The sequence below is a fragment of the Pseudarthrobacter sp. IC2-21 genome (genome assembly GCF_034048115.1).
Taxonomy (GTDB): domain Bacteria; phylum Actinomycetota; class Actinomycetes; order Actinomycetales; family Micrococcaceae; genus Arthrobacter; species Arthrobacter naphthalenicus.
Genome location: NZ_CP139145.1, coordinates 744,292 through 764,681, shown reverse-complemented (window position 1 = coordinate 764,681; position 20,390 = coordinate 744,292). Strand labels below are relative to the sequence as shown.

Sequence of the window (20,390 nt, the reverse complement as noted above, 5' to 3'; positions counted from 1 at the left end):
CCGGCCTGTGCACCCGGGGGCCGTGTGACGTTGCATACTGGAGGGAGACGTCAACACGGAGGTACACAGTGCGGATTGCCTTGGCTCAGATCATCAGCGGCCGGGACGTGGCCGCCAACCTGTCCGCCCTCGAGCAGCAGGCTCACAAGGCCAAGGCTGGTGGCGCGGACCTGGTGGTGTTCCCGGAGGCATCCATGCGGGCATTCGGAAACTCGCTGCATGACATTGCCGAACCTTTGACCGGGCCGTGGGCCTCGCACGTTCGGAGCGTGGCGGCCTCCCTGGAGATCGTGGTGGTGGCAGGCATGTTCACTCCCGGCGCTGCGGGAAAGGTTCGCAACACGCTGCTCGCAACAGGGCCCGGAGTGGAAACCAGCTACGACAAAGTCCACCTTTTCGACGCCTTCGGTTTCCTGGAATCGGACACCGTGGACGCGGGCACGGAACCTGTAACGTTCGCGGCGGGCGGCCTGACCTTCGGGCTTGCCACCTGCTACGACATCCGGTTCCCGGCGCTGTTCCTGGCCAACGCCGATCTGGGCGCGGATGCCAACATCGTCTGCGCGTCCTGGGGCTCCGGACCCGGCAAGGTGGACCAGTGGCAGCTCCTGGCGCGTGCCCGGGCGCTGGATTCCACCACCTACGTCCTCGCCTGCGGGCAGGGTGATCCGGTCAGCCAGGGAGTTCCGGCCAAGGCCGGCGCGCCCACCGGTGTGGGGCACTCCGCCGTCGTCTCGCCCTTTGGGGAGGTACTGGAAGAGCTCGACGGCGCCCCCGGGCTGCTCTTCGCCGACCTGGACCCTGCAGTGGTCAAGGAAGCCCGCCAACAGCTCCCGGTGCTGGCCAACCGTCACGAGTTCTAACCCCGCCTCTCCCCTCCCCCCGTCTCCCCCCACTCCCCCCGACGCTCTCTCACTTAATGCGGCTTAAACGCCGACGCTCTCTCACTTTCTTCAAGAAAGTGAGAGAGCGTCGAGCCAAAACCGACGTTAAGTGAGAGAGCGTCGAGCCAAAACCCACATCAAGTGAGAGAGCGTTTGGCTTACTTGACGGCGCGCTGCCGGGAGATTTCGTACAGCGAGATGCCCACGGCCATGGAGGCGTTGAGCGACTCCATGGCGGAATCAATGGGGATGGAGACAATCTGGTCGCAGTTTTCGCGGACCAGCCGACTCAGGCCCTTGCCCTCGGAGCCCACCACGATGCAGACGGGTTCCGTGCCGAGGGTGAGGGCGGGCAGCGAGACATCGCCGTCGCCGTCGAGCCCCAGGACGAAGATGCCCATGTTCTTGAACTGCTTCAGCGCGCTGTTGAGGTTGCCCGCGCGGGCAACCGGGACGCGCACGGCCGCGCCGGCGCTGGTCTTCCAGGCCGAGGCGGTGACGCCCACGGAACGGCGCTCCGGCACAATGACGCCGTGGCCGCTGAATGCGGACACGGAGCGGATGATGGCGCCCAGGTTGCGCGGGTCCGTGATGCCGTCCAGCGCCACGAACAGCGGCGCATTTGAAACGTGGCCCTTCTTCCATCGGTCCACGGTTTCTTCGGCAAGATCGTAGGCGTCCTGGTATTCGTACGGCGGGATCTGCAGGACGAGGCCCTGGTGAACGGCGTCGTCGGTCATACGGTCGAGTTCGGGCTTGCCGGTCTCGAGCAGCGGGATGCCGCGTTCTGCCGCGATCTTCAGCGACTCCTTAACACGGTCATCCATTTCAATCCGGATGGCGATGTGCAAGGTCTTTGCTGGGATGCCGGCACGGAGTGCTTCGACCACAGAGTTGCGGCCGGTGACAACTTCCTCGGTGGCCCGCCCCTTGGGACCTGAGCGGGCTGCGCCGGCGCTGCGGGCACCGGTACCGCGCTTGGCGGCAGAACGTTCCGCGAGCTGCTTGCTCTTGTGCGCCTTGTGATACGGGCGGTCCTCCGCCTTGGGGGTTGGGCCCTTGCCCTCCAGAGCCTTGCGGCCGTGGCCACCGGTTCCGATGGTGGGCCCCTTCTTTGCTTTGACCGACCGGCGACCGTTGTTGGCCATGAGAATTCCACCCTTGATTGTTTGGCTGAGTCTGCTTAACAGTCTACTGAATCAAGTAAAATCGCCTGACCTTGGCGAAAACGCCGGGGGCATCAGTCCCGCTGCAGGCTCCACGTGGCGCCGTCCGGGCCGTCCTCGACGGCGATCCCGGCCGCCTTCAGCGTGTCCCGGATGGCGTCCGACGCAGCCCAGTCCTTGGTTGCCCGGGCCTGGGCACGTGCCGCGAGCTGGGCTTCGACCAGCACCTCAAGGGCAGCGGTTTCGCGGGCATCCGATACCGCGCCGGTTGCCACCGCGTTCAGGCCAAGAACACGGAGCATGTCGTGTACCGAGTGCAAGGCCTGTTGCGCATCCTCCAGCCGCCCTTCCGTCAGCGCGGTGTTCCCGGACCGGACGGTTTCGTGGAGCACTGCCAGCGCCTGGGGCACGTTGAGGTCGTCATCCATGGCCCGCTCGAACGGCTCCGGGACCTTGCCGTAGGTGGCGAACGCGTAGTTGCCGCCCTCGGACAGGGCGCGGACGGCGCGGCTGATAAAGCCGTCAATGCGTTCGACGGCGGCGGCGGCCTCTTCGAGCGAGGTGGGCCGGTAGTCCAGCACCGAGCGGTAGTGCGCCTGGCCGAGGTAGTACCGCACCACCCGTGGCGAGGCGAGCTGCAGCATCTCCGCCGGGCTGATGGTGTTGCCGATGGACTTGGACATCTTTTCACCCTCGTAGGTGACCATGCCGTTGTGCATCCAGAAGTTGGCGAAGCCGTGCCCTGCCGCCTGCGACTGGGCCATCTCGTTTTCGTGATGGGGGAAGCGCAGATCGAGGCCGCCACCGTGGATGTCGAACTCGGTGCCGAGGTACTTGGTGACCATGGCGGAGCATTCCAGGTGCCAGCCCGGACGGCCGGCACCCCACGGCGAAGCCCAGCTCGCCGTCGTCGGCTCTCCCTCTTTATAACCCTTCCACAAGGCGAAGTCGCGGGGGTCTTTCTTGCCGCGGGGATCGGCGTCGGGCGCCCCCTGCATGTCATCAATGTTTTGGCGCGTGAGGGACCCGTATTTGTCCCAGGACCTCACGTCAAAGTAGACATCGCCGGAGCCGTCCAACGCCGGGTAGGCATGCCCGCGGTCGATCAGATGCTGTATGAGCGCGTGCATCTCCGGGATGTGCCCCGTGGCGCGGGGTTCGTAGGTGGGACGCGATACGCCCAGCGTGTCGTAGGCCTTCAGGAATTCCTGCTCGTAGCGGTAGGCCAGCGCCCACCATTCCTCCTCGCGGACGGTATCCGGTCCGTCTTCGAAATCCGGGTCGAAGGACTCCGCGGATTTGCTGAGGATCTTGTCGTCGATGTCCGTAACGTTGCGGACGGCTGTGACGCGCAGGCCCCGGTACTCAAGCCAGCGGGTGAGCTGGTCGAAGGCGATGGCTGAGCGGATGTGGCCCACATGCGGCATGCCCTGCACCGTGGCACCGCAGTAGTACAGGCTCACCTTTCCCGGGACGAGGGGAACGAAGTCGCGGACTTCGGCGGATGCGGTGTCGTAAAAACGGAGGGTCACCGCTCCAGATTAGCCGATCCGGTCCGGTTGCTTGGGATAGACCAAGGCGGTGGCAATGGCGGAAATGCCTTCGCCGCGGCCGGTGAACCCCAGCCCGTCACTCGTGGTGGCCGTGACGCTGACGGCGGCTTCAGCTGCCGCGCTCAGGACATCCTGCGACTCCAGCCGGCGTGGACCGAACTTCGGCCGGTTGGCCACAAACTGCACGGCCACGTTGCCGATTTCAAAACCGGCTGCCCGGACAATCCTGGCTGCCTCCTTCAGCAGGGTGACCCCTGAGGCCCCGGCAAACTCCGGGCGGTCCGTCCCGAAATGTGTACCCAGGTCCCCGATGCCGGCGGCTGAGAACAGCGCATCGGCGGCGGCGTGGGCCACGGGATCCCCGTCCGAGTGCCCGGCAAGGCCGCGCTCGCCTTCCCAGAACAGGCCGCCGAGCCACAGCGGACGTGGCTGGTCCTCCGATGCGTACGCGTGGACGTCCAGGCCGATGCCTGTGCGGGGCAGGATCATCTGCGGCCCTTCCATGGTCAGCCTTCCACCCAGCGGATCCCGAGTGGGCCCTCCAGCAGGCCCTCGGCAATGATCAGGTCCAGGGGGGTGGTGATTTTCAGGGACTGGGTGGAGCCGTGGACGGCATGCACGGGGACGCCCAGAAGTTCCACGAGCATGGCGTCGTCGGTGACGGCAGCGGCCTGGGCTTCGTCGAACCGGGAGGCCGCCCGGTGGGCGTCGTGCAGCGTGGAGAGCCGGAATCCCTGGGGTGTCTGGACGGAGCGCAGTTCCTCCCGCGGGGCAGTCCCGGTCACAAGTTCCGGGGCAATGGCGGCGTCCTCGCCGCTGGTGCTGGCCACGGTCTTGACCGTGTCCACCACCGGAACTGCCGGAATGACCGCAACGGCGCCGGCGGCCAAGGAGTCCACCACCCGGTGGAAAACATACTCCGGGGTCAGCGCGCGGGCGGCGTCATGAACCAGCACGGCTTCAATCCCCTCCATCAGGCCTCCAAGGCCAGCCCGAACCGACTCAGCCCGGGTGGCACCGCCGTCCACGAGGGTGAGGACGGGCCCGCCGTCGGCCAGTTCCTCCCTGAATTCCTCCAACAGCTCGTGCAGTCCGTCGGCACCCGCCGGCAACACGATGCACACCTGGCTGCTCACCCCGGAGGCAACGACGCCGCGGAGCGCGTGCATCAGGATTGGTTCTCCGCCGAGGGGCACCGCGGCCTTCGGCATCCCGTGCCCAAGCCTTTCGCCGGAGCCGGCGGCCACAAGGATGACGGCGGTAACGGGGCGGGGCAGTGCGTTGCTCATGGCGTCTAGCCTACGTCCCGCCCGGCCAGTCCGGCTGGACCCTGCGACGGAATTGGTGGGCGCCGGCGATCGTCTGCAGTGGCAGTCGGACCCGAGGCCGCGCCACGGGGACGCGCCACGGGCTGAAATTGGGCAAAAAGAAACCCCGGAGGTGCTTTCGCATCCCCGGGGCTCAATTCTTAGGAAGCCAGGACCTCGTCGAGAACGCTTGCCGCCTTCTCTTCATCAGTCTTTTCAGCCAGTGCAAGTTCTGAAATCAGAATCTGCCGGGCCTTGGCCAGCATGCGCTTCTCACCTGCGGAAAGGCCCCGATCGTGATCGCGGCGCCAAAGGTCACGGACAACCTCTGCTACCTTGATGACGTCACCGGAAGCAAGCTTCTCCAGATTTGCCTTGTACCTGCGTGACCAGTTGGTGGGCTCTTCAGTGAACTCGGCACGAAGCACGTCAAACACGTGCTCCAGGCCTTCCTTGCCCACTACGTCACGTACCCCAACAAGGTCAACGTTCTCTGCTGGAACTTCAATGGTCAGATCACCCTGAGCCACCTTGAGCTTGAGATACATCTTCTCTTCGCCCTTGACAGTGCGCATCTTGATTTCTTCAATTTTTGCAGCACCGTGGTGAGGGTAAACTACTGTCTCGCCGACCTCAAATACCATGTAAACATTCCCCTTTCCCGGCAACCAGTTTATCACGATTAAGGCATATGACTGGCCGGGAACCGGGCCCGGAACCCCGTGATTCCGCGGAAAATGGGCCAAATCAGACCCTTCGGACCCCTTGACGGATGCGGATAATAGTGCATGCGGGGCCTGCTGCCAAGGACATTGTGACCGCGCGGAATCCTCGTTTCGGCCCGTTTGCGGCTAGGCTATGGCTGATTAATGTTTCCACACTCTCGAGGAGTACGTGACGTGCGTTTCACTGCGATGAACCGGGCCCAGAGCGGCAAACTGGCACTGGCGGCAGGAGCTCTGGCCCTGGGCTTGGCCACGATGACAGGCTGCGGCTACATCACCCCCCAGCAGACCACTCACCAGTACTCCTCCTCGGACGGCATCCGCGCCGACCTGGGTCCGCTGCAGTTGCGGAACATGCTGATCGTCTCCGCCGGTGAGAACAAGCCCGGCCGCCTGCTCGGCGCCGTCTACAACTCCTCCTCGCAGGACGTGAAGCTTACTGTCAACGGCGCCAAGGGTTCACAGACCCAGGTGCCCGTCAAGGCCAACTCCTACACCCTGCTCAACGAATCAACGGACGAGGCCATCCTCAGCACGAGCGGCGGCATTCCGGGTTCCCTCGTGGACATCAAGGTCACCGAGGACGGCACCAACGTCAACAAGACCGTGCAGATGCCCGTCCTGGATGCGACGCTGCCCGAGTACAAGGAATACCTCCCGGCGGGCAGCGAACCCACCGGATCAGCTTCCCCCACCCCGTCGTCATCAACGTCGGCAAGCGCCACCGCCGGCGCGCACTAGTCACGGCCGCAGCCGGGCAACAGCCACCAGGCAAACCGCGGTAACGCAAAAGGAGGGGCTCCCCAGGGGAGCCCCTCCTTTTGCGTTACCGGCGCCGTTGGACTGCCGGGATACCGCCTACGGCTCGAACTTGTAGCCGAGACCGCGGACCGTCACCAGGTAGCGCGGCGCTGACGGATCCGGCTCGATCTTGCCGCGGAGCCGCTTGACGTGCACGTCCAGGGTCTTGGTGTCCCCCACATAGTCGGATCCCCACACCCGGTCGATCAATTGGCCGCGGGTCAGCACCCGGCCCGAATTCCGCAGCAGCATTTCCAGCAGCTCGAATTCCTTCAGCGGCAGGAGGACCTGCTCACCGTCCACGCTGACCACGTGCCGTTCGATGTCCATCCGGACGGGGCCTGCCTGCACTGTGGCGGAGATCAGCTCTTCCGGCTCACCCTGCCGGCGGAGAACGGCCCGCACACGGGCCACCAGTTCTCGGGACGAGTACGGCTTGGTGACATAGTCGTCGGCGCCCAGTTCGAGGCCCACCACCTTGTCGATCTCCGAGTCCTTGGCCGTCAGCATGATGACCGGAACACCGGAACGCTGCCGCAGCTGCCGGCAGACCTCCGTTCCGGACAGGCCGGGAAGCTGCAGGTCCAGGAGGACCAGGTCCGCCCCGTTCCGGTCGAACTCAGTGATCGCGTCCAGGCCGTTGTCCACGACCTCGACTTCGAATCCTTCCTTGCCCAGCAAATACGACAACGGGTCGCTGAAAGACTCTTCGTCCTCAACAATCAAAATCCTGCTCAAGCGCTGGCTCCTTGCTCATGTACGCCGCGCTCTTTGACACGCTCGGGTACGGCTCGATCTTTGACAACTGGGGTATCGGGTTCGTCCTGGCTCTCCATCTCAGGAAGCCTCAGGGTGAAGGTGGACCCCTGGCCGGGCCGGGACCACAGGGTCACCTCGCCGCCGTGGTTGGAGGCAACGTGTTTGACGATGCTCAGGCCCAAGCCGGTGCCGCCGGTGTGGCGGGACCGTGCCGCGTCCACGCGATAGAAACGTTCAAAGACCCGTTCCTGGTCCTCCGGGGTCATGCCCTCGCCCTGGTCCGTGACCGAAACGGCGATGAGTCCGTCCTTGGAACGGACCCCCACGCCCACCTTGGTGTTCTCCGGCGAATAGCGGATGGCGTTATCGATCAGGTTCCGCAGCGCGGTTACCAGCAGATCCCTGTCACCGTACACTGTGGCAGCTACGGGTTCCCCGACGACGATCTGGATTTTCTTGCTTTCGGCGGGCAACTGGGACCGGTCCACGGCTTCGGCGATGACGGCGTTAATGTCCACCGCGCTGCCGCCCTGGGACACGCTGGCGCCCTGGAGCCGGGAAAGTTCGATGATGTCCTGGACCAGGGCCGCGAGCCGGCCCGATTCCTTGTGCATCCGTTTGGCGAACCGGCGCACCGCCTCTTCGTCATCCGCGGAGGACTCAAGGGCCTCGGCCAGCAGGGAAATCGCGCCCACCGGGGTCTTCAGCTCGTGGGACACGTTGGCGACGAAGTCGTTGCGGATCTCTTCCGTGCGGGTGATCTCGGTGCGGTCATCGGCCAGCAGCAGGATGTATTCCTCGCCGAGCATGGCTGCACGCACCTGGACAATAATGGTGCCCTGGCCGAGCGGTCCGCGCGGGAGCTCCAGCTTCTTCTCCAGGATCACGCCGTCGCGGCGAACGCCGGCCGTCATGTCCAGCAGCTTCTTGTGGACCACCGTGTGGCCGCGCACGAGGCCGTAGGCGTAGGCCGCGGGGCTGGCCCTGACCACACCGTCCACCGCGTCCACCACCACGAAGGCCCTGCCAACCACGGCCAGTACCTCCGCTGCGCCTGCCGGCAGGGACGGCTCGTCCATGTCCACGTCGACATACCGCCGCTGTTTTTCACTGACCCTGAAGGCGAGCACGCCGAAGGTGCCCAGCGCCAGGCCGACGAGGCCGGCGATGACACCGATAAGCGTAGGATCCACAGCTCCAGCTTATGCTGAGATGAGTGGCTGGCCGGTGCGTCCGGGGCCGTTGCACCGACGGTTCAGCTAACGTTCATTTACAAGAGACTTGCCGTTCACCGCACGCTGGCAGAGTTACGGGTTGGAGTGCCGAACGGCGACATGAATTCCGTCTGCCATTGGGGGCGGGGTTCCGAAGAAAGGACGCCCCCGTGCGTAAGGTTTTTCAGGAAGAGCTGACCCAGGTCGGTGAACAGCTGGTTGAGATTTCAAAGTTGGTCAGTGAGGCAATGGAGAAGGCCACCACGTCCTTCGAGGTTGCTGACGTTGACCTTGCGGAGGACGTCATCGCGGCTGATGCCCGCATCGACTTCCTGCAGAACAGCCTGGACGAACGTGCCATCGACATCCTCGCGCTGCAGGGCCCGGTTGCCAGCGACCTCCGCATGATCGTTGGCTCGCTTCGGATGAGTGCCTCGCTGGAGCGGATGGGTGACCTTGCCCGGCACGTCGCCCAGCTGGCCCGGCTGCGCTTCCCGTCCACCGTGATCCCCGCATCCATGACGGAAACGTTCAAGAAGATGGCCGAGCTGGACCAGCTGATTGCGGACAAGCTCACCGTGCTCCTGGAAACCCGGGACCTCGAGGTGGCCCGCGACATCCTGAAGGCCAACACCACCATCGATGACCTTCACCTGAGCGTCTTCAAGGCCATCGCTTCGCCGGACTGGGCCGAGTCCCCCGCGACCACCGTGGACGTTGCCCTCGCGAGCCGCTACTTCGAACGGTTCGCTGACCACGGCGTCTCCGTGGCCCGCAAGGTCACCTACCTGGTCACCGGCGAATGGCAGCCCCAGGCCCTCTAGCCCAAAAAGTTCACCGCGTACGACGGCGGGCCGGTCACCTGAGGTGACCGGCCCGCCGTCGTCAATTAACCGTCAACGCAACCCGCGGAGTCTTATTTCTTACCCTGGTTCGCCACGGCCAGGATGGCCTCGGCGGCGGCATCGGGGTCCAGGTAGGTGCCGCCGGCCTTGATGGGCTGGAAGTTCTCGTCGAGGTCATAGACCAGCGGGATCCCGGTGGGGATGTTCAGGCTGGCAATGGCGTCGTCGCTGATGCCGTCCAGGTGCTTGACCAGGGCGCGGAGGGAATTGCCGTGGGCGGTGACCAGGACGGTCTTGCCGGCCTTGAGGTCTTCCTTGATATCGGATTCCCAGTACGGCAGGAGCCGGGTCAGGACGTCCTTGAGGCACTCGGTGCGCGGCAGGGCGTCGCCGAGGTCCGCGTAGCGCGGATCATGGGCCTGGGAGAATTCGCTGTCATCCGAGAGGGGCGGCGGCGGGGTGTCATAGCTGCGGCGCCATTCCATGAACTGCTCTTCACCGAACTCCGCCAGGGTCTGGGCCTTGTCCTTGCCCTGCAGCGCCCCGTAGTGGCGTTCGTTCAGGCGCCAGTCCCGCTTGACCGGGATCCACCCGCGGTCCGCCTTGTCCAGCGTGATGTTGGCCGTGTTGATGGCGCGCTTCAGCAGTGACGTGTAAACAACGTCGGGCAGGATGTTGTTCTCCACCAGGAGCTCACCGCCGCGGGCCGCTTCCTCGCGGCCCTGGTCGTTAAGGTCAACGTCCACCCAGCCGGTGAACAGGTTCTTGGCGTTCCATTCGCTGTGGCCGTGGCGCAGCAGAATCAGCTTGTAAGTCATGATTTTCATCCTAGCCGAGGGCACGCTTGAGCCCGCTGTGCGTTACACCACAGGACGTTCCGGGGCTAAAGTTGGGCCGTGGTGCAAAAGGCTGAACGGGTGAACGCTCCCCATCATCGGAACGGCAAACCCGTAGGAAACGTCACCCGCGGCACCACCAACCCGAACCGGATGCGCCGGGTGGACCGCTGGCTGACGGGGCCGCAGTCCTGGCGGCTGCGCGCGGCCAAAGACCCCTTGGTGGTTGACCTGGGCTACGGCGCAACGCCAGCCACCGCCGTCGAACTTTTTGAACGCCTCCGCGCTGCCCGGCCGGACGTGCGCGTCTGCGGGATCGAAATCGAACCGGAACGGGTCCGCGCTGCCAAGGCCCTGGAACAGCCGGGCCTGCGCTTCCAGGTGGGCGGCTTCGAGCTGGCCCTCCCCGGCCGCCCGGTCCTGGTCCGGGCGTTCAACGTCCTGCGGCAGTATGAGGAGGCCGACGTCGCGGACATTTGGCGCCTGGTTCAGGGCAGGCTCGCCCCCGGCGGCCTCTTCATCGACGGAACGTGCGATGAGATCGGCCGGCGCGTGGCCTGGATAGCCCTCGACGCTGAACGGCCGCTATCGCTGAGCATGTCCGTGCGGTTCGGCAGCTTTGACCTGCCATCGGACGTTGCCGAGCGCCTGCCCAAGGCCCTCATCCACCGGAATATCCCTGGTGAGCCAGTGCACCGGCTGATGCAGGCCATGGACCGCGCGTGGCTGGAATCGGCGCCGCTGGCTTCGTTTGGGAACAGGCAGCGCTGGCAGGGCATGTGCAAGGCACTGCGCGACGGCGGTTGGCCGGTTCAGGACGGGCCGTCGCGGTGGCGTCTGGGCGAGCTGACCGTGGACTGGGATGCCGTAGCTCCCGGCGGCTACCAGCCGTAAGGGCGGCTTCCGCCCCGGCCCGCGTCCTTGACGGCCGGGCGGACATCGGCGAGGTAGACGGACGCTGCCACAACGGCAGCCAGCCCGAACAGGCCCAGGGTGCCGAACAGGCCGCCGCTGCTGAACAGGGAGATGACTCCGATGAGGGTTGCGCCGCCGGTCAGTGCCAGCCAGAACGTCTTGGTCCGCTTGCCGGTGGCCTCAAACGCGGCGGACTTGTGGCGAACGCAGTCCAGCAGCGCCCACGCCTCGAGGCCCAGTGCCACCAGGGCAAGGACAAAAAACACTGCGCGCTCGACATAAAAAATTATCATTTGACCGTCCACTGTCCAAGCCTAGCCGCCCAGCGCGTCCAGTGCCTGCTTCAAATCGGCCCAGAGGTCCTCAACATTCTCGATGCCCACACTCAGCCGGACCAGGTTCTCCGGCACACTGAGGGGCTCGGCAGTGTGCCGGCGCCGCCGTTCGATCAAAGACTCGACGCCGCCGAGGGAGGTGGCGGGCAGCCAAAGGTGCAGGGCACGCACCAGTTTGTCCGCGGCGTCGGCTCCGCTAAGGCCGGCCACGGGCGCGATCTGAACACACACGATGGATCCGAAGCCCTTCATCTGGGACTTGGCCCGCTCATGGCCGGGATCGGTGGGGAGCCCGGGGAACCGGATGCTTTCGACCAGGGGGTGCTGGCTGAGCCGCTCGGCCAGGACCGCCGCTGACGCCTGCGACCGCTCCACGCGCAAGGCCAGGGTGCGGAGTCCGCGCAGCGCCAGCCAGGCCTCGAACGGGCCGGCGATGCCACCGTGGATGGTGCGGTTGTGCAGCAGCGCCGCCCGGATGTCCGGGTTTGAGGTCACCAGGGCGCCGAGGACAACGTCGGAATGGCCGGCCAGGTATTTCGTCACCGAGTGCAGCACCACGTCCGAGCCGAGGGCCAGGGGCTGCTGGACCAAGGGGGTGGAGAAGGTGTTGTCGGTGACCACGATGGCGCCGGCGGCGTGGGCCGCGGCGGTCAGTTCGCGGATGTCCGCGATTCCCAGCATGGGGTTGGTGGGGCTTTCCAGCCAGAGCATCCTGGCGGCCTTGGCCCCCGGTCCCCGCGGGGCCAGCTGTTCCTTGACGGCGTCCGTGTCCGCGATGTCCACGGTCCGGAGCTCGAGGAATCCCTTCTGCGCCATTTCGCTGGCCATCACCATCGAACCCGCGTAGCTGTGCGAGGGCATCACCAGGACGCCGCCGGCCGGCAGCAGCGACAGGGCGGAACTCACCGCCGCAAGACCCGATGCGTAGAGCAGGCCGGGTAGTTCGGAGCCTTCCAACTGTCCAAGGGCCTCTTCGAAGGGATCCCAGGTGGGGTTCGCGTAGCGGCCATAGCCCCGGTCGCCGTCGCCCAGTGCTCCGGTGCCGAAATACGTCGACGAGAGGACGATGGGCGGGTTCACGGGCTCGTCGTGCTCCCGCGGGGGCCTGCCGGCGGCAACCACCACGGTTTCGGCGGACAGGGACGCTGCGTGCTGTTCCGTGAGACTCATGGTGAAAGCGTACTTTGACGCGCGCGGAGCGCTGAAGTCGGTAGGCTGGAGCAGTGACCACCACCAACAGCCCTGGACTTTTCATCGCCTTTGAAGGCGGTGACGGCGCCGGGAAATCCACGCAGGCGGCCCTGCTGGCCGAGGCCCTGGAATCACGCGGCCTGACGGTCCTGCGGACCCGGGAACCGGGCGGGACACCCATCGGCGAGAAGCTGCGTTCCCTCGTCCTGGATCACGGCCACGGCCACATTGACGCCCATACCGAGGCCCTCATTTTTGCTGCCTCCCGCGCCGCCCACGCCAGCCAGGTGATCCGTCCGGCGCTGGAGCGGGGTGAGGTGGTCCTGACTGACCGCTACATCGATTCGTCCGTGGCCTATCAGGGAGCCGGCCGCGATCTCGGCGCCGATGCCGTGCGTTCGCTCAACGAGTGGGCCACTTCCGGGCTGCAGCCGGACCTGACGGTGTTGTTGGACGTGGACCCGGCCGTCGGCCGACGCAGGCGGACTGCCGGTGCCGCCGCGGAGGACCGGCTCGAATCCGAAGCTGACGAGTTCCACACCACCATCCGTGACGCCTTCCTCGATCTTGCTGCCGGCCGCCCGGAAGCGTACCTCGTCCTGCCGGCCCACCTGCCCGTCGCCGACCTCGCGGCGCGGATCCTGGCGAGCGTCGACTCCCTGCTGACGACGGCGCGGGGTGCCGCATGACCGTATGGGATGACCTCCAGGGCCAGCCCGCCGTCGTCGAACAGTTGCGGCAGGCAACCCTCGGTGAGGGCCTGACCCATGCGTGGCTGTTCACGGGACCGCCCGGTTCCGGGCGCTCCAACGCCGCCAAGGCCTTCGCAGCGGCGCTCAACTGCGACCAGGAGGATGTGACCCGGCGCGGCTGCGGCGAATGCCACGCCTGCCAGACCATCCTCGGCGAGACCCATTCGGACGTCACCTTCGTCCGGACCGAGAAAGTCACCATCACCATCGACGAGGCCCGCGACCTGGTGTCCACGGCAGGCAACCGGCCGTCCTCGGGGCGCTGGCGGATCATCGTGGTGGAAGACGCGGACCGCATGGCCGAACGCACCACCAACGTCCTGCTGAAGGCGATCGAGGAACCTACCCCGCGGACCATTTGGATGCTGTGCGCGCCATCACCCGCCGACGTGCTGGTGACCATCCGGTCCCGCTGCCGTGCCGTGGCCCTGCGCCTGCCCCCGGCCGCCGACGTCGCGGCGTTGCTGGTCAAGCGCGACGGCGTGGAACCGGCCCTCGCTGAACGCGCGGCCCGCGCCGCGCAGAGTCACGTGGGGATTGCCCGCCGGCTGGCGCGGGATCCGGAGGCTCGCGAACGCCGGATGGAGACCGTGAAGTTCCCGCTGGGGCTGCGCGGGGTCACCGCGGCGGTGATGATGGCGGACAAGCTCGTAAAGATCGCCACGGCCGAGGCGAACAGTTCCAATGAAGAGCGCGACGCCGCGGAGAAGGCGGCGCTGCTGGCCACCTTGGGCGCCCCTGAGTCCGGGACGCTGCCTCCGTCCATGCGGAGCCAGATCCGGCAGCTGGAGGAGGACCAGAAACGCCGGGCCAAGCGGTCCATCACCGATTCGTTGGACCGGACCCTCACTGACCTGCTTTCCTTTTACCGGGACGTGCTGATCATCCAGCTGGGGAACAGTGTTGAGCTGGTGAACGTTGAGCTCAGGAGTGAACTGGAGGAATTTGCCGGCCGGTCTGCCCCGGAGACCACGCTTGCCCGCATGGACGCCATCAATAAAGCCCGCCAACGCATCACCACCACCAACGTTGCTCCGCTGTTGACCATTGAGTCCATGGCAGCCAGCCTGATCTAGCCCTTCCAAGGAGACCACTCGAATGACTGCTCGCCCCCTGCCCGCACGCTCCCGATCCATGGGGAGCGCACTGCGGGCTGCCGGCGCCCTGGTTCTGGCTCTGACGCTGGCATCGTGCAGCCTCCTTGGCGGCAACAAGCCGGACACTGCGCCCGCCACCGGGAAGGCAGACCCCTCCATTGTGGCTTCCGCGCCCGCCGGGCTCGACTCCTACTACTCCCAGCAGGTGGTGTGGGAAGCCTGCGAGAACGGCTTCCAGTGCGCCAAGGTGACCGTGCCGATGGACTACGCGAAGCCTGACGGGGACAAGATCCAGCTCGCCGCCCTGCGGGCTCCGAGCACCGGCAAGAAGCAGGGGAGCCTGCTGGTCAACCCCGGCGGCCCGGGAGGCTCCGGCTACGACTTCGTCAAGGACGCCGCCGGCACGCACTTTTCGCAGTCCGTCCGCGCCAACTACGATCTGGTTGGCTTTGATCCCCGCGGCGTCAAACGCTCCGCCCCCGTGACGTGCATGACAGATGCGGAGCGGGATGCGGCGCGCGCCAAAATCTACGACCTCCAAACAGACTCCGGGCTGGCCACCGCGCTGGCGGACAACAAAGCCATCGCCGAACAGTGCGCGGCGCAGACCGGTCCCTCACTCGGGCATATCGACACCATCAGCGCCGCCAAGGACCTGGACATCCTGCGCGCCGTGGTGAACGACGCCAAGCTGAACTACCTGGGGTACTCCTACGGCACCTTCCTCGGTTCCACCTACGCCTCGCTGTTCCCGAACAACGTGGGCCGGATGGTCCTGGACGGCGCCCTTGATCCGTCCATCAGCAATGAGGAACTGACAATGGGCCAGGCCGTCGCCTTCGAGAAGGCCATCAGGTCCTACGTCGCCAACTGCCTCCAGAATGACGGCTGCCCCCTCAGCGGCACCGTGGACAGCGGTGTCCAGCAGATCCGCGGCATCATCAACTCCGTCCAGGAGACTCCGCGCCCGGCAAAGGACGGCCGCATGGTCAACGCCACGATGTTCGTCAGTGGCCTGATCACGCCTCTCTACAACGATCAGAGCTGGCCCGCCCTCACGCAGGCACTTGCGGCCGCTGCCACCGGTGACGTGAGCCTGATGCTCCGGCTGGCGGACCTCGGCGCCGACCGCGGCTCCAACGGAAAATACACCTCCAATTCCACCTTCGCCTTCAACGCCATCAACTGTCTGGACTACCCCATGGTCTCGGACACGGCCTCCATGCGCGCCGAAGAGCAGCGGCTGCGCCAGGCTTCACCCACCCTGGGCTACTACTTCGCCTACGGCGGCACCAACTGCGTTGACTGGCCTTATAAGAATGTGCGGACCCCGGCCCCGGTCGAGTACACCGGGCAGTCCCCCATCGTTGTCGTCGGGACCACCGGAGACCCCGCAACTCCGGTGGAATGGGCCGCATCGCTGCGTAAGCAGCTGGGAAACGCCTCACTGATGACGTGGCGGGGCGAGGGCCATACCGCCTACGGGCGGGCGAACAGCTGTCTTGAGGACGCGGTGGACAGCTACTTCGTGGACGGCAAGGTTCCGGCCGACAATACGGTGTGTTAGACCGCCTGTCGGCTCCCATTTTGACCCGGACGGCGGGACTCTATTACAGTTGACTCTTGCATGAACCGCCCGGTTAGCCGGGAGATTTCATGCGGTGCTTCCTTAGCTCAGTCGGTAGAGCGTTTCACTCGTAATGAAAAGGTCATCAGTTCGATTCTGATAGGAAGCTCGGGACAAACCCCCTAGAAATCAAGGTTTCTGGGGGGTTTTTCGCTGGCTTGTGGACAAGCGGGGAATCGTAGGGTTCCCCGCTTTTTCCGTTGATGCCCAACCTGTTCGTCATGTCCGCACGACGGTTGGGTGCAGCACGCATGAATAATTTGGGGGAATTATGAAATTGCTTCCGCACGCGGCCATCGCAGGCGCCCTGGCTGCAAGCCTTGTTGGCTGCACGTACTCGGGACCTCCTGCGGAGGCCGGGAGCCCACCACCGGCAAGTCCTTCGCCGTCCCATCCTGCTCCCCTGGCCGGCCCCCAATGGCTCGAAGGGCGCTTCCAGTCCCAAGCTGCCGTCACCAGAGGCGTGGCCACCATCCGCGTGACGGACACGGGAGCGGTGCTGGAGCTGAAGGAGTTTTCAACCGCTCCGGGTGTAGACCTCCGCATCATGCTGAGCCCGGGAACCTTGAGCCCCGGAGCCAACGGCGAGGCGGGACTGACCTCCGCCACGCTGATTGACCTGGCTCCGCTCAGCGACCAGCCCAGCCAACGGATCGACATGGACATCAAGATGTGGTCCGCCCTCCCGGCACCTGTCCGGAGCGTGGTTATTTACAACTATGCCGACCGGACCGCCCATGGCACTGCCAACCTGACCCCGGGGCACCCCTAACCGGACCACGCGACCCCCTCAGCGCCTCCGCGAGGGAACGCGATGGATCTAGGGCTTGGCTGCGGTGCGTAGGCGATGCGGGCAGTGCCGTCGGCGCACCCCCGGAGCTTCTGCACCCTTCCTGACACCTCAGAGAATCTGGGTTGTCACGAAGCCGTAGACCGCGAAAATTAGTGCCCCGCCTGAGATCACCAAAGCTATTGCCCCGGGCATTCGCCCACTCTTTTTCACCAGGGACGCGACGCCGAGGATGACCACGAGACAGGTCGCCGGCAGGTTGAACGCGAGGAATATGCCGACCCACAGGAGCCCTGAGTCAACGCCGCCACCCGCGGCCCAGATAGCCCATAGCAGCACTGACGCATCGACAATCAGGATGATGAGCGCAAGCAGCCCTGCGGAGACCGCCCGGCGTTCCGCATTGGCTCCTGGGCCGTGGTCTTCCCCGTGCTCACTTCCAGGCAGCGGTCCGGACATGGTTCGTTGCTCCGATGCTCGATGGGTGGTCCCTGCCTGAACCGCTACGCCAAACAATAGCCCGGAGGGTCATGCCGGGCAGCGGGTTCGAGGTCCGCTTTTCGAAATTTCCGCATGCACGCCTGACTGGCCGGGCTCATACTGGTGGCATGACCGATCGCGATGAATTCCTGGCGTGGGTTAAAACCGACCTTTACGAAGCGGAACTCGCGCTGCACAACGGCGATTCCGGCCCGCGACGCAGGCTTTGGTCCCGGAGCGAACCCGTGAGCGTGCTGGGGGCGTGGCGGAACGCTTATGGGCAGCGTGAACTGGACGAACTGTTTACTTCCCTCGAACAGAGCTTCTCGGCCTGCACCGCCTACGCCTTTGAGTTGCAGGCGTATGACGTGGCCGGCGACATGGCCTATACCGCAGGGCTCGAACACATCTCGGTCTCGGTCGACGGCGGCCCGCGCACCTTCACGCTGCGGGCCACACAGGTCTACCGGCGCGAACACGGCGACTGGAAAGTGGCCCACCGGCATGGCGACACCGTTGGTGGATGACGGGGATTTCGGGTGTTCCCACAGGCAAACACGAGTACCACCTACTCGTGTTTTCATCCTTGCGAGCCAGTAACGTCCATTACAGGTCCTGGGGGGTCGTTGTAGGCACTTCGACGCTCGGGGGAGTTATGGACACCAATGCTTTACCGCTACTGGATCGGGGAGTTCTGCAAAAGCTGCGGGACGGTCTCGACGACGAAGATGTCTGCAAGCACTTCGTCCTGAACTTCATTGCACTCTTGCCCGACCGGGCTGAAAAAGTCCGCCTCACGCTGACCACCGGTGATCTGAGGGGCGCTCTGGATGCCGTCCTCAGCCTCAAGTCGTCGAGCCAGATGGTGGGCGCGGAACGCCTCGCAGAGTTTGCGACCGACCTGGAGCACTGCCTCCGGGTTGATACCCGCCATGCCGAACCCGCGAGGCTGCTCCCGCAGTTGGCGGCTGCCAACATTTCACGGATCACCAAATGCGGCAGGCAGACTACAGACCTGCTGCAGAAATACGTCGCGTGAGCCGGGCCCGCCATGCATCCACTGACCTTGATTTGTATCGTCCTCGCGGCCGCAGTGCTGTGGGTGGTCATTATTTCGAGCATGCTTGGCCTGCTCGGCCGCGCTGAACGCAAGGCCGGACTCAGGGCCCCCCGCAGGAGCCCTCACGGCACCCGGCGACGGAGCACGCCCAGGGGTCCCCGGAGGCTGAGGGTGCACCGCCGGGGATCCAGACAGGTGCCTGCGCGGCCCTGAACAGTCGCACGGTCAGGCCGGGCGTGCGCGTACCCGGGACGCCCGCCTGCCCGCCTATGATTGCGTGCATGGATGACAAGGCGCTCAGTACCATCGCGCTGGAACTCTACGCCGTGCCATTTGATGAGTTCATGGCTGCCCGGACAGCTGCCGCCAAGGCCGCCACCGGTTCCGGGAAGGACCTCGCCGCCGCCGTTAAAGCCCTGCCCAAGCCCTCAGCGGCGGCCTGGGCCGTCAATATGATGGCGGTGCATGAGTCCGAAATACTCGCACAACTCGCTGACCTGGGCCGACGGATGCGTGCCGCACAGTCAGCCCTCGACGCCCGTGCCCTCCGTGAACTGGCGCGGGAGCGCCGTGCCCTCCTGGACACCGCCGTCGGCACCGCCCGTTCCGTCGCCGAGCGCAACGGGCGCGCCATCAGCACGGCAATCGCCAGCGACGTGGAACGGACCCTGGGCGCGCTGATCGCGGATGAAGGGGCAGCTGCCGCCGTTCAGAGCGGACTGCTGGTCCGGACGCTATCCGCAGACGGCGTGGACACGGTGGACCTCGAAGGCGCCGTGGCCGTGCCAGGGGCAGTTCCCGCACCGCGCACCTCCCCTCCGCCGGTCCCGGAGCATAAACACAAACAACGCGCGACGGCGGCAGGCGCCGCTCGTGCGCCGTCGGAGCAGCCGCGCCTCGAGGCTGTCCGGGAGACTCCGCGGCGGACGTCGCCGTCCGCTTTGGAGAAGGCCAGGGCCGTCCTGGCAGACGCCGAGGCGGCCGAACAGGACGCCTCCGCACTGGCAACCGAACGCCGGGACCAGCTGGCGAAGACAGAGCAGAACGTGGCCGAACTGACCCGCGAAACGCAGGACCTCCGGGCACGGCTGAAAGCCAGCGAGGAACAGTTGGACAGCGCCCGGAAGGGACTGTCCTCTGCCGCAGCCGAAGCAAAACAGGCGGCCAGGGCGGCCGAAAAGGCACAGCGTTCAGCCATGCTCGCTCAGCAGCGGGTACTCCGCCTGTCGGCGCGGTGAGCAGCCGCCCAAATCATTGGCGGGAGACAGATCCGACTTCATCACCTGCAACACGCCGCACGGCTGCCCGGTGATTGTCAGACCCCGGTTGCAGACTGGATTTATGGAAAACAACAACGCGGCCCACGAATACCACGTCACCTACTTCGACGCCGATTGCGGCCGGATCCGCCATGAAAGCTTTGACTCACTGGCGGACGCCGAGCGTTTCGCCAGCCGGCAGTGCGCAGGCGAGGAATCCTGGGCAGTCATCGACGAAGTTACTGCAGAGCCGGTGCGCATCGCCGCCTGAGGCTTCACCCCGCCGCAGCGGGGCAGGCCAGCCGCGCCTTGTCAGCCGGACAGCGTCTCCGGGCGCCCCCCGGCGGTATCCTGCGCGAGCCGACGTTCGGCGTCGGCCACCTGCTCGAACACCGATTCCGCGCGGCGCCGCACCGACGCTGCATCCACCGGCACCGGCCCCACGGCGAGCCGCAGCATGGCGGCGGCTTCGGCAGTGGTAGCCAGCGAGTTGCCGGCCTTGGACAGCGAGCGGTGCACCCCGGCCAACGCTCCCGGAATGTCGAGCCCGTCGCTGGGTGAGCGCCGCTGGGCCTCCACGCAGACTGTACGAACCCGCTCCAGGAGCCCTGTCAGCTCATTGGCAATTTCCACCAGCTCGGCGTAAAGCTGATCGTCTTCCACGCCTTCAAGCACTTGGTGATACCGGTCCAGTCCCCGGTGGAACCGGTCGTGGGCGCGGCGCCATAAGCCCTTGCCCAGTTCGGCGTCGTCCTTGCGCCCTTGGCGGGCTGCAGTAAAGAATCCCACTTAAA

At 65.7% G+C, this 20,390-nt stretch carries 24 protein-coding genes and 1 tRNA gene; 13 read left to right on the top strand and 12 right to left on the bottom strand.

The genetic code is table 11. The annotated features are described in order from the left end of the window. Positions 1-68: 68 nt before the first annotated feature. Positions 69-863 carry a carbon-nitrogen hydrolase family protein gene (locus SBP01_RS03615; RefSeq protein WP_275216436.1) on the top strand — a complete coding sequence of 265 codons (795 nt, stop codon included), beginning with the start codon at positions 69-71 and terminating at the stop codon, positions 861-863. 179 nt (positions 864-1,042) lie between these two features. Here SBP01_RS03615 and rlmB read toward each other — a convergent pair whose 3' ends face one another. The 5 genes from rlmB to SBP01_RS03590 form a co-directional block, all read right to left on the bottom strand. Further along, positions 1,043-2,032 (bottom strand): 23S rRNA (guanosine(2251)-2'-O)-methyltransferase RlmB, encoded by a 990-nt coding sequence (rlmB, locus tag SBP01_RS03610; protein ID WP_320537509.1) that lies wholly within the window; start codon positions 2,030-2,032, stop codon positions 1,043-1,045. A gap of 92 nt (positions 2,033-2,124) precedes the next feature. Beyond that, on the bottom strand, positions 2,125-3,582 hold the full coding sequence (cysS, locus tag SBP01_RS03605) for a cysteine--tRNA ligase (RefSeq protein WP_320537508.1): 1,458 nt from the start codon (positions 3,580-3,582) through the stop codon (positions 2,125-2,127). 9 nt (positions 3,583-3,591) lie between these two features. After that, positions 3,592-4,107, bottom strand: coding sequence for a 2-C-methyl-D-erythritol 2,4-cyclodiphosphate synthase (gene ispF / locus SBP01_RS03600; RefSeq protein WP_414004257.1), 516 nt, complete (start codon positions 4,105-4,107; stop codon positions 3,592-3,594). A 2-nt stretch (positions 4,108-4,109) separates the two neighbouring features. Beyond that, positions 4,110-4,892 carry a 2-C-methyl-D-erythritol 4-phosphate cytidylyltransferase gene (gene ispD, locus SBP01_RS03595; protein WP_275214765.1) on the bottom strand — a complete coding sequence of 261 codons (783 nt, stop codon included), beginning with the start codon at positions 4,890-4,892 and terminating at the stop codon, positions 4,110-4,112. A gap of 179 nt (positions 4,893-5,071) precedes the next feature. Next, complete coding sequence (locus SBP01_RS03590) at positions 5,072-5,554, bottom strand: CarD family transcriptional regulator (RefSeq protein ID WP_026266570.1); 483 nt, start codon at positions 5,552-5,554, stop codon at positions 5,072-5,074. A 270-nt stretch (positions 5,555-5,824) separates the two neighbouring features. Between SBP01_RS03590 and SBP01_RS03585 the strand changes: the two genes are divergently transcribed. Continuing rightward, entirely contained in the window at positions 5,825-6,376 is a 552-nt protein-coding gene (locus SBP01_RS03585; protein ID WP_320538275.1) for a hypothetical protein, read from the top strand. A 117-nt stretch (positions 6,377-6,493) separates the two neighbouring features. Here the strand turns inward: SBP01_RS03585 and SBP01_RS03580 are convergent, their stop codons facing one another. Both SBP01_RS03580 and SBP01_RS03575 read right to left on the bottom strand, forming a co-directional pair. After that, positions 6,494-7,174, bottom strand: a complete 681-nt coding sequence (locus SBP01_RS03580) for a response regulator transcription factor (protein WP_190990219.1) — start codon at positions 7,172-7,174, stop codon at positions 6,494-6,496. Further along, positions 7,171-8,388: a sensor histidine kinase gene (locus tag SBP01_RS03575; RefSeq protein ID WP_320537506.1), complete on the bottom strand. Its 1,218-nt coding sequence runs from the start codon at positions 8,386-8,388 to the stop codon at positions 7,171-7,173. The genes SBP01_RS03580 and SBP01_RS03575 overlap by 4 nt, the downstream gene beginning before the upstream one ends. Before the next feature lie 191 nt (positions 8,389-8,579). On the opposite strand from SBP01_RS03575, the gene phoU reads away from it, so the two are divergent. Continuing rightward, positions 8,580-9,233: a phosphate signaling complex protein PhoU gene (phoU, locus tag SBP01_RS03570; protein ID WP_275214761.1), complete on the top strand. Its 654-nt coding sequence runs from the start codon at positions 8,580-8,582 to the stop codon at positions 9,231-9,233. A gap of 92 nt (positions 9,234-9,325) precedes the next feature. Here phoU and SBP01_RS03565 read toward each other — a convergent pair whose 3' ends face one another. Then, positions 9,326-10,072 carry a phosphoglyceromutase gene (locus SBP01_RS03565; RefSeq protein WP_320537505.1) on the bottom strand — a complete coding sequence of 249 codons (747 nt, stop codon included), beginning with the start codon at positions 10,070-10,072 and terminating at the stop codon, positions 9,326-9,328. Positions 10,073-10,150: 78 nt separating this feature from the next. Between SBP01_RS03565 and SBP01_RS03560 the strand changes: the two genes are divergently transcribed. Next, positions 10,151-10,984 (top strand): class I SAM-dependent methyltransferase, encoded by an 834-nt coding sequence (locus SBP01_RS03560; protein ID WP_320537504.1) that lies wholly within the window; start codon positions 10,151-10,153, stop codon positions 10,982-10,984. Here SBP01_RS03560 and SBP01_RS03555 read toward each other — a convergent pair. Both SBP01_RS03555 and SBP01_RS03550 read right to left on the bottom strand, forming a co-directional pair. Further along, positions 10,972-11,310, bottom strand: a complete 339-nt coding sequence (locus SBP01_RS03555; RefSeq protein WP_320537503.1) for a DUF2516 family protein — start codon at positions 11,308-11,310, stop codon at positions 10,972-10,974. The genes SBP01_RS03560 and SBP01_RS03555 overlap by 13 nt on opposite strands. A gap of 9 nt (positions 11,311-11,319) precedes the next feature. Beyond that, complete coding sequence (locus tag SBP01_RS03550; protein ID WP_320537502.1) at positions 11,320-12,510, bottom strand: aminotransferase class I/II-fold pyridoxal phosphate-dependent enzyme; 1,191 nt, start codon at positions 12,508-12,510, stop codon at positions 11,320-11,322. A gap of 53 nt (positions 12,511-12,563) precedes the next feature. Here SBP01_RS03550 and tmk point away from each other — a divergent pair, with 53 nt between their 5' ends. The 5 genes from tmk (at position 12,564) to SBP01_RS03525 (ending at position 16,779) form a co-directional block, all read left to right on the top strand. Continuing rightward, positions 12,564-13,220 carry a dTMP kinase gene (gene tmk / locus SBP01_RS03545; RefSeq protein ID WP_320537501.1) on the top strand — a complete coding sequence of 219 codons (657 nt, stop codon included), beginning with the start codon at positions 12,564-12,566 and terminating at the stop codon, positions 13,218-13,220. Continuing rightward, entirely contained in the window at positions 13,217-14,359 is a 1,143-nt protein-coding gene (locus tag SBP01_RS03540; RefSeq protein ID WP_320537500.1) for a DNA polymerase III subunit delta', read from the top strand. Before tmk ends, SBP01_RS03540 begins: the two co-directional genes overlap by 4 nt. 22 nt (positions 14,360-14,381) lie before the next feature. Then, positions 14,382-15,947, top strand: coding sequence for an alpha/beta hydrolase (locus tag SBP01_RS03535; protein WP_320537499.1), 1,566 nt, complete (start codon positions 14,382-14,384; stop codon positions 15,945-15,947). A 96-nt stretch (positions 15,948-16,043) separates the two neighbouring features. Continuing rightward, a tRNA-Thr gene (locus SBP01_RS03530) sits at positions 16,044-16,116 on the top strand. Positions 16,117-16,278: 162 nt separating this feature from the next. Then, entirely contained in the window at positions 16,279-16,779 is a 501-nt protein-coding gene (locus SBP01_RS03525) for a hypothetical protein (RefSeq protein WP_320537498.1), read from the top strand. A gap of 129 nt (positions 16,780-16,908) precedes the next feature. On the opposite strand, the gene SBP01_RS03520 is transcribed toward SBP01_RS03525, so the two are convergent. Next, positions 16,909-17,256, bottom strand: a complete 348-nt coding sequence (locus SBP01_RS03520; protein ID WP_275214751.1) for a hypothetical protein — start codon at positions 17,254-17,256, stop codon at positions 16,909-16,911. A gap of 149 nt (positions 17,257-17,405) precedes the next feature. On the opposite strand from SBP01_RS03520, the gene SBP01_RS03515 reads away from it, so the two are divergent. The 4 genes from SBP01_RS03515 (at position 17,406) to SBP01_RS03500 (ending at position 19,867) form a co-directional block, all read left to right on the top strand. Beyond that, positions 17,406-17,804, top strand: coding sequence for a nuclear transport factor 2 family protein (locus SBP01_RS03515; RefSeq protein ID WP_320537497.1), 399 nt, complete (start codon positions 17,406-17,408; stop codon positions 17,802-17,804). 128 nt (positions 17,805-17,932) lie between these two features. Further along, complete coding sequence (locus SBP01_RS03510; RefSeq protein WP_275214749.1) at positions 17,933-18,316, top strand: Hpt domain-containing protein; 384 nt, start codon at positions 17,933-17,935, stop codon at positions 18,314-18,316. Between the two features lie 302 nt (positions 18,317-18,618). Further along, a complete protein-coding gene (locus SBP01_RS03505; protein ID WP_320537496.1) occupies positions 18,619-19,575 on the top strand; it encodes a hypothetical protein in 957 nt (318 codons plus the stop codon). 103 nt (positions 19,576-19,678) lie between these two features. Then, positions 19,679-19,867, top strand: a complete 189-nt coding sequence (locus SBP01_RS03500; protein ID WP_320537495.1) for a hypothetical protein — start codon at positions 19,679-19,681, stop codon at positions 19,865-19,867. A 41-nt stretch (positions 19,868-19,908) separates the two neighbouring features. Here SBP01_RS03500 and SBP01_RS03495 read toward each other — a convergent pair whose 3' ends face one another. Continuing rightward, entirely contained in the window at positions 19,909-20,385 is a 477-nt protein-coding gene (locus SBP01_RS03495) for a hypothetical protein (RefSeq protein ID WP_275214745.1), read from the bottom strand. Between the last annotated feature and the right edge of the window lie 5 nt (positions 20,386-20,390).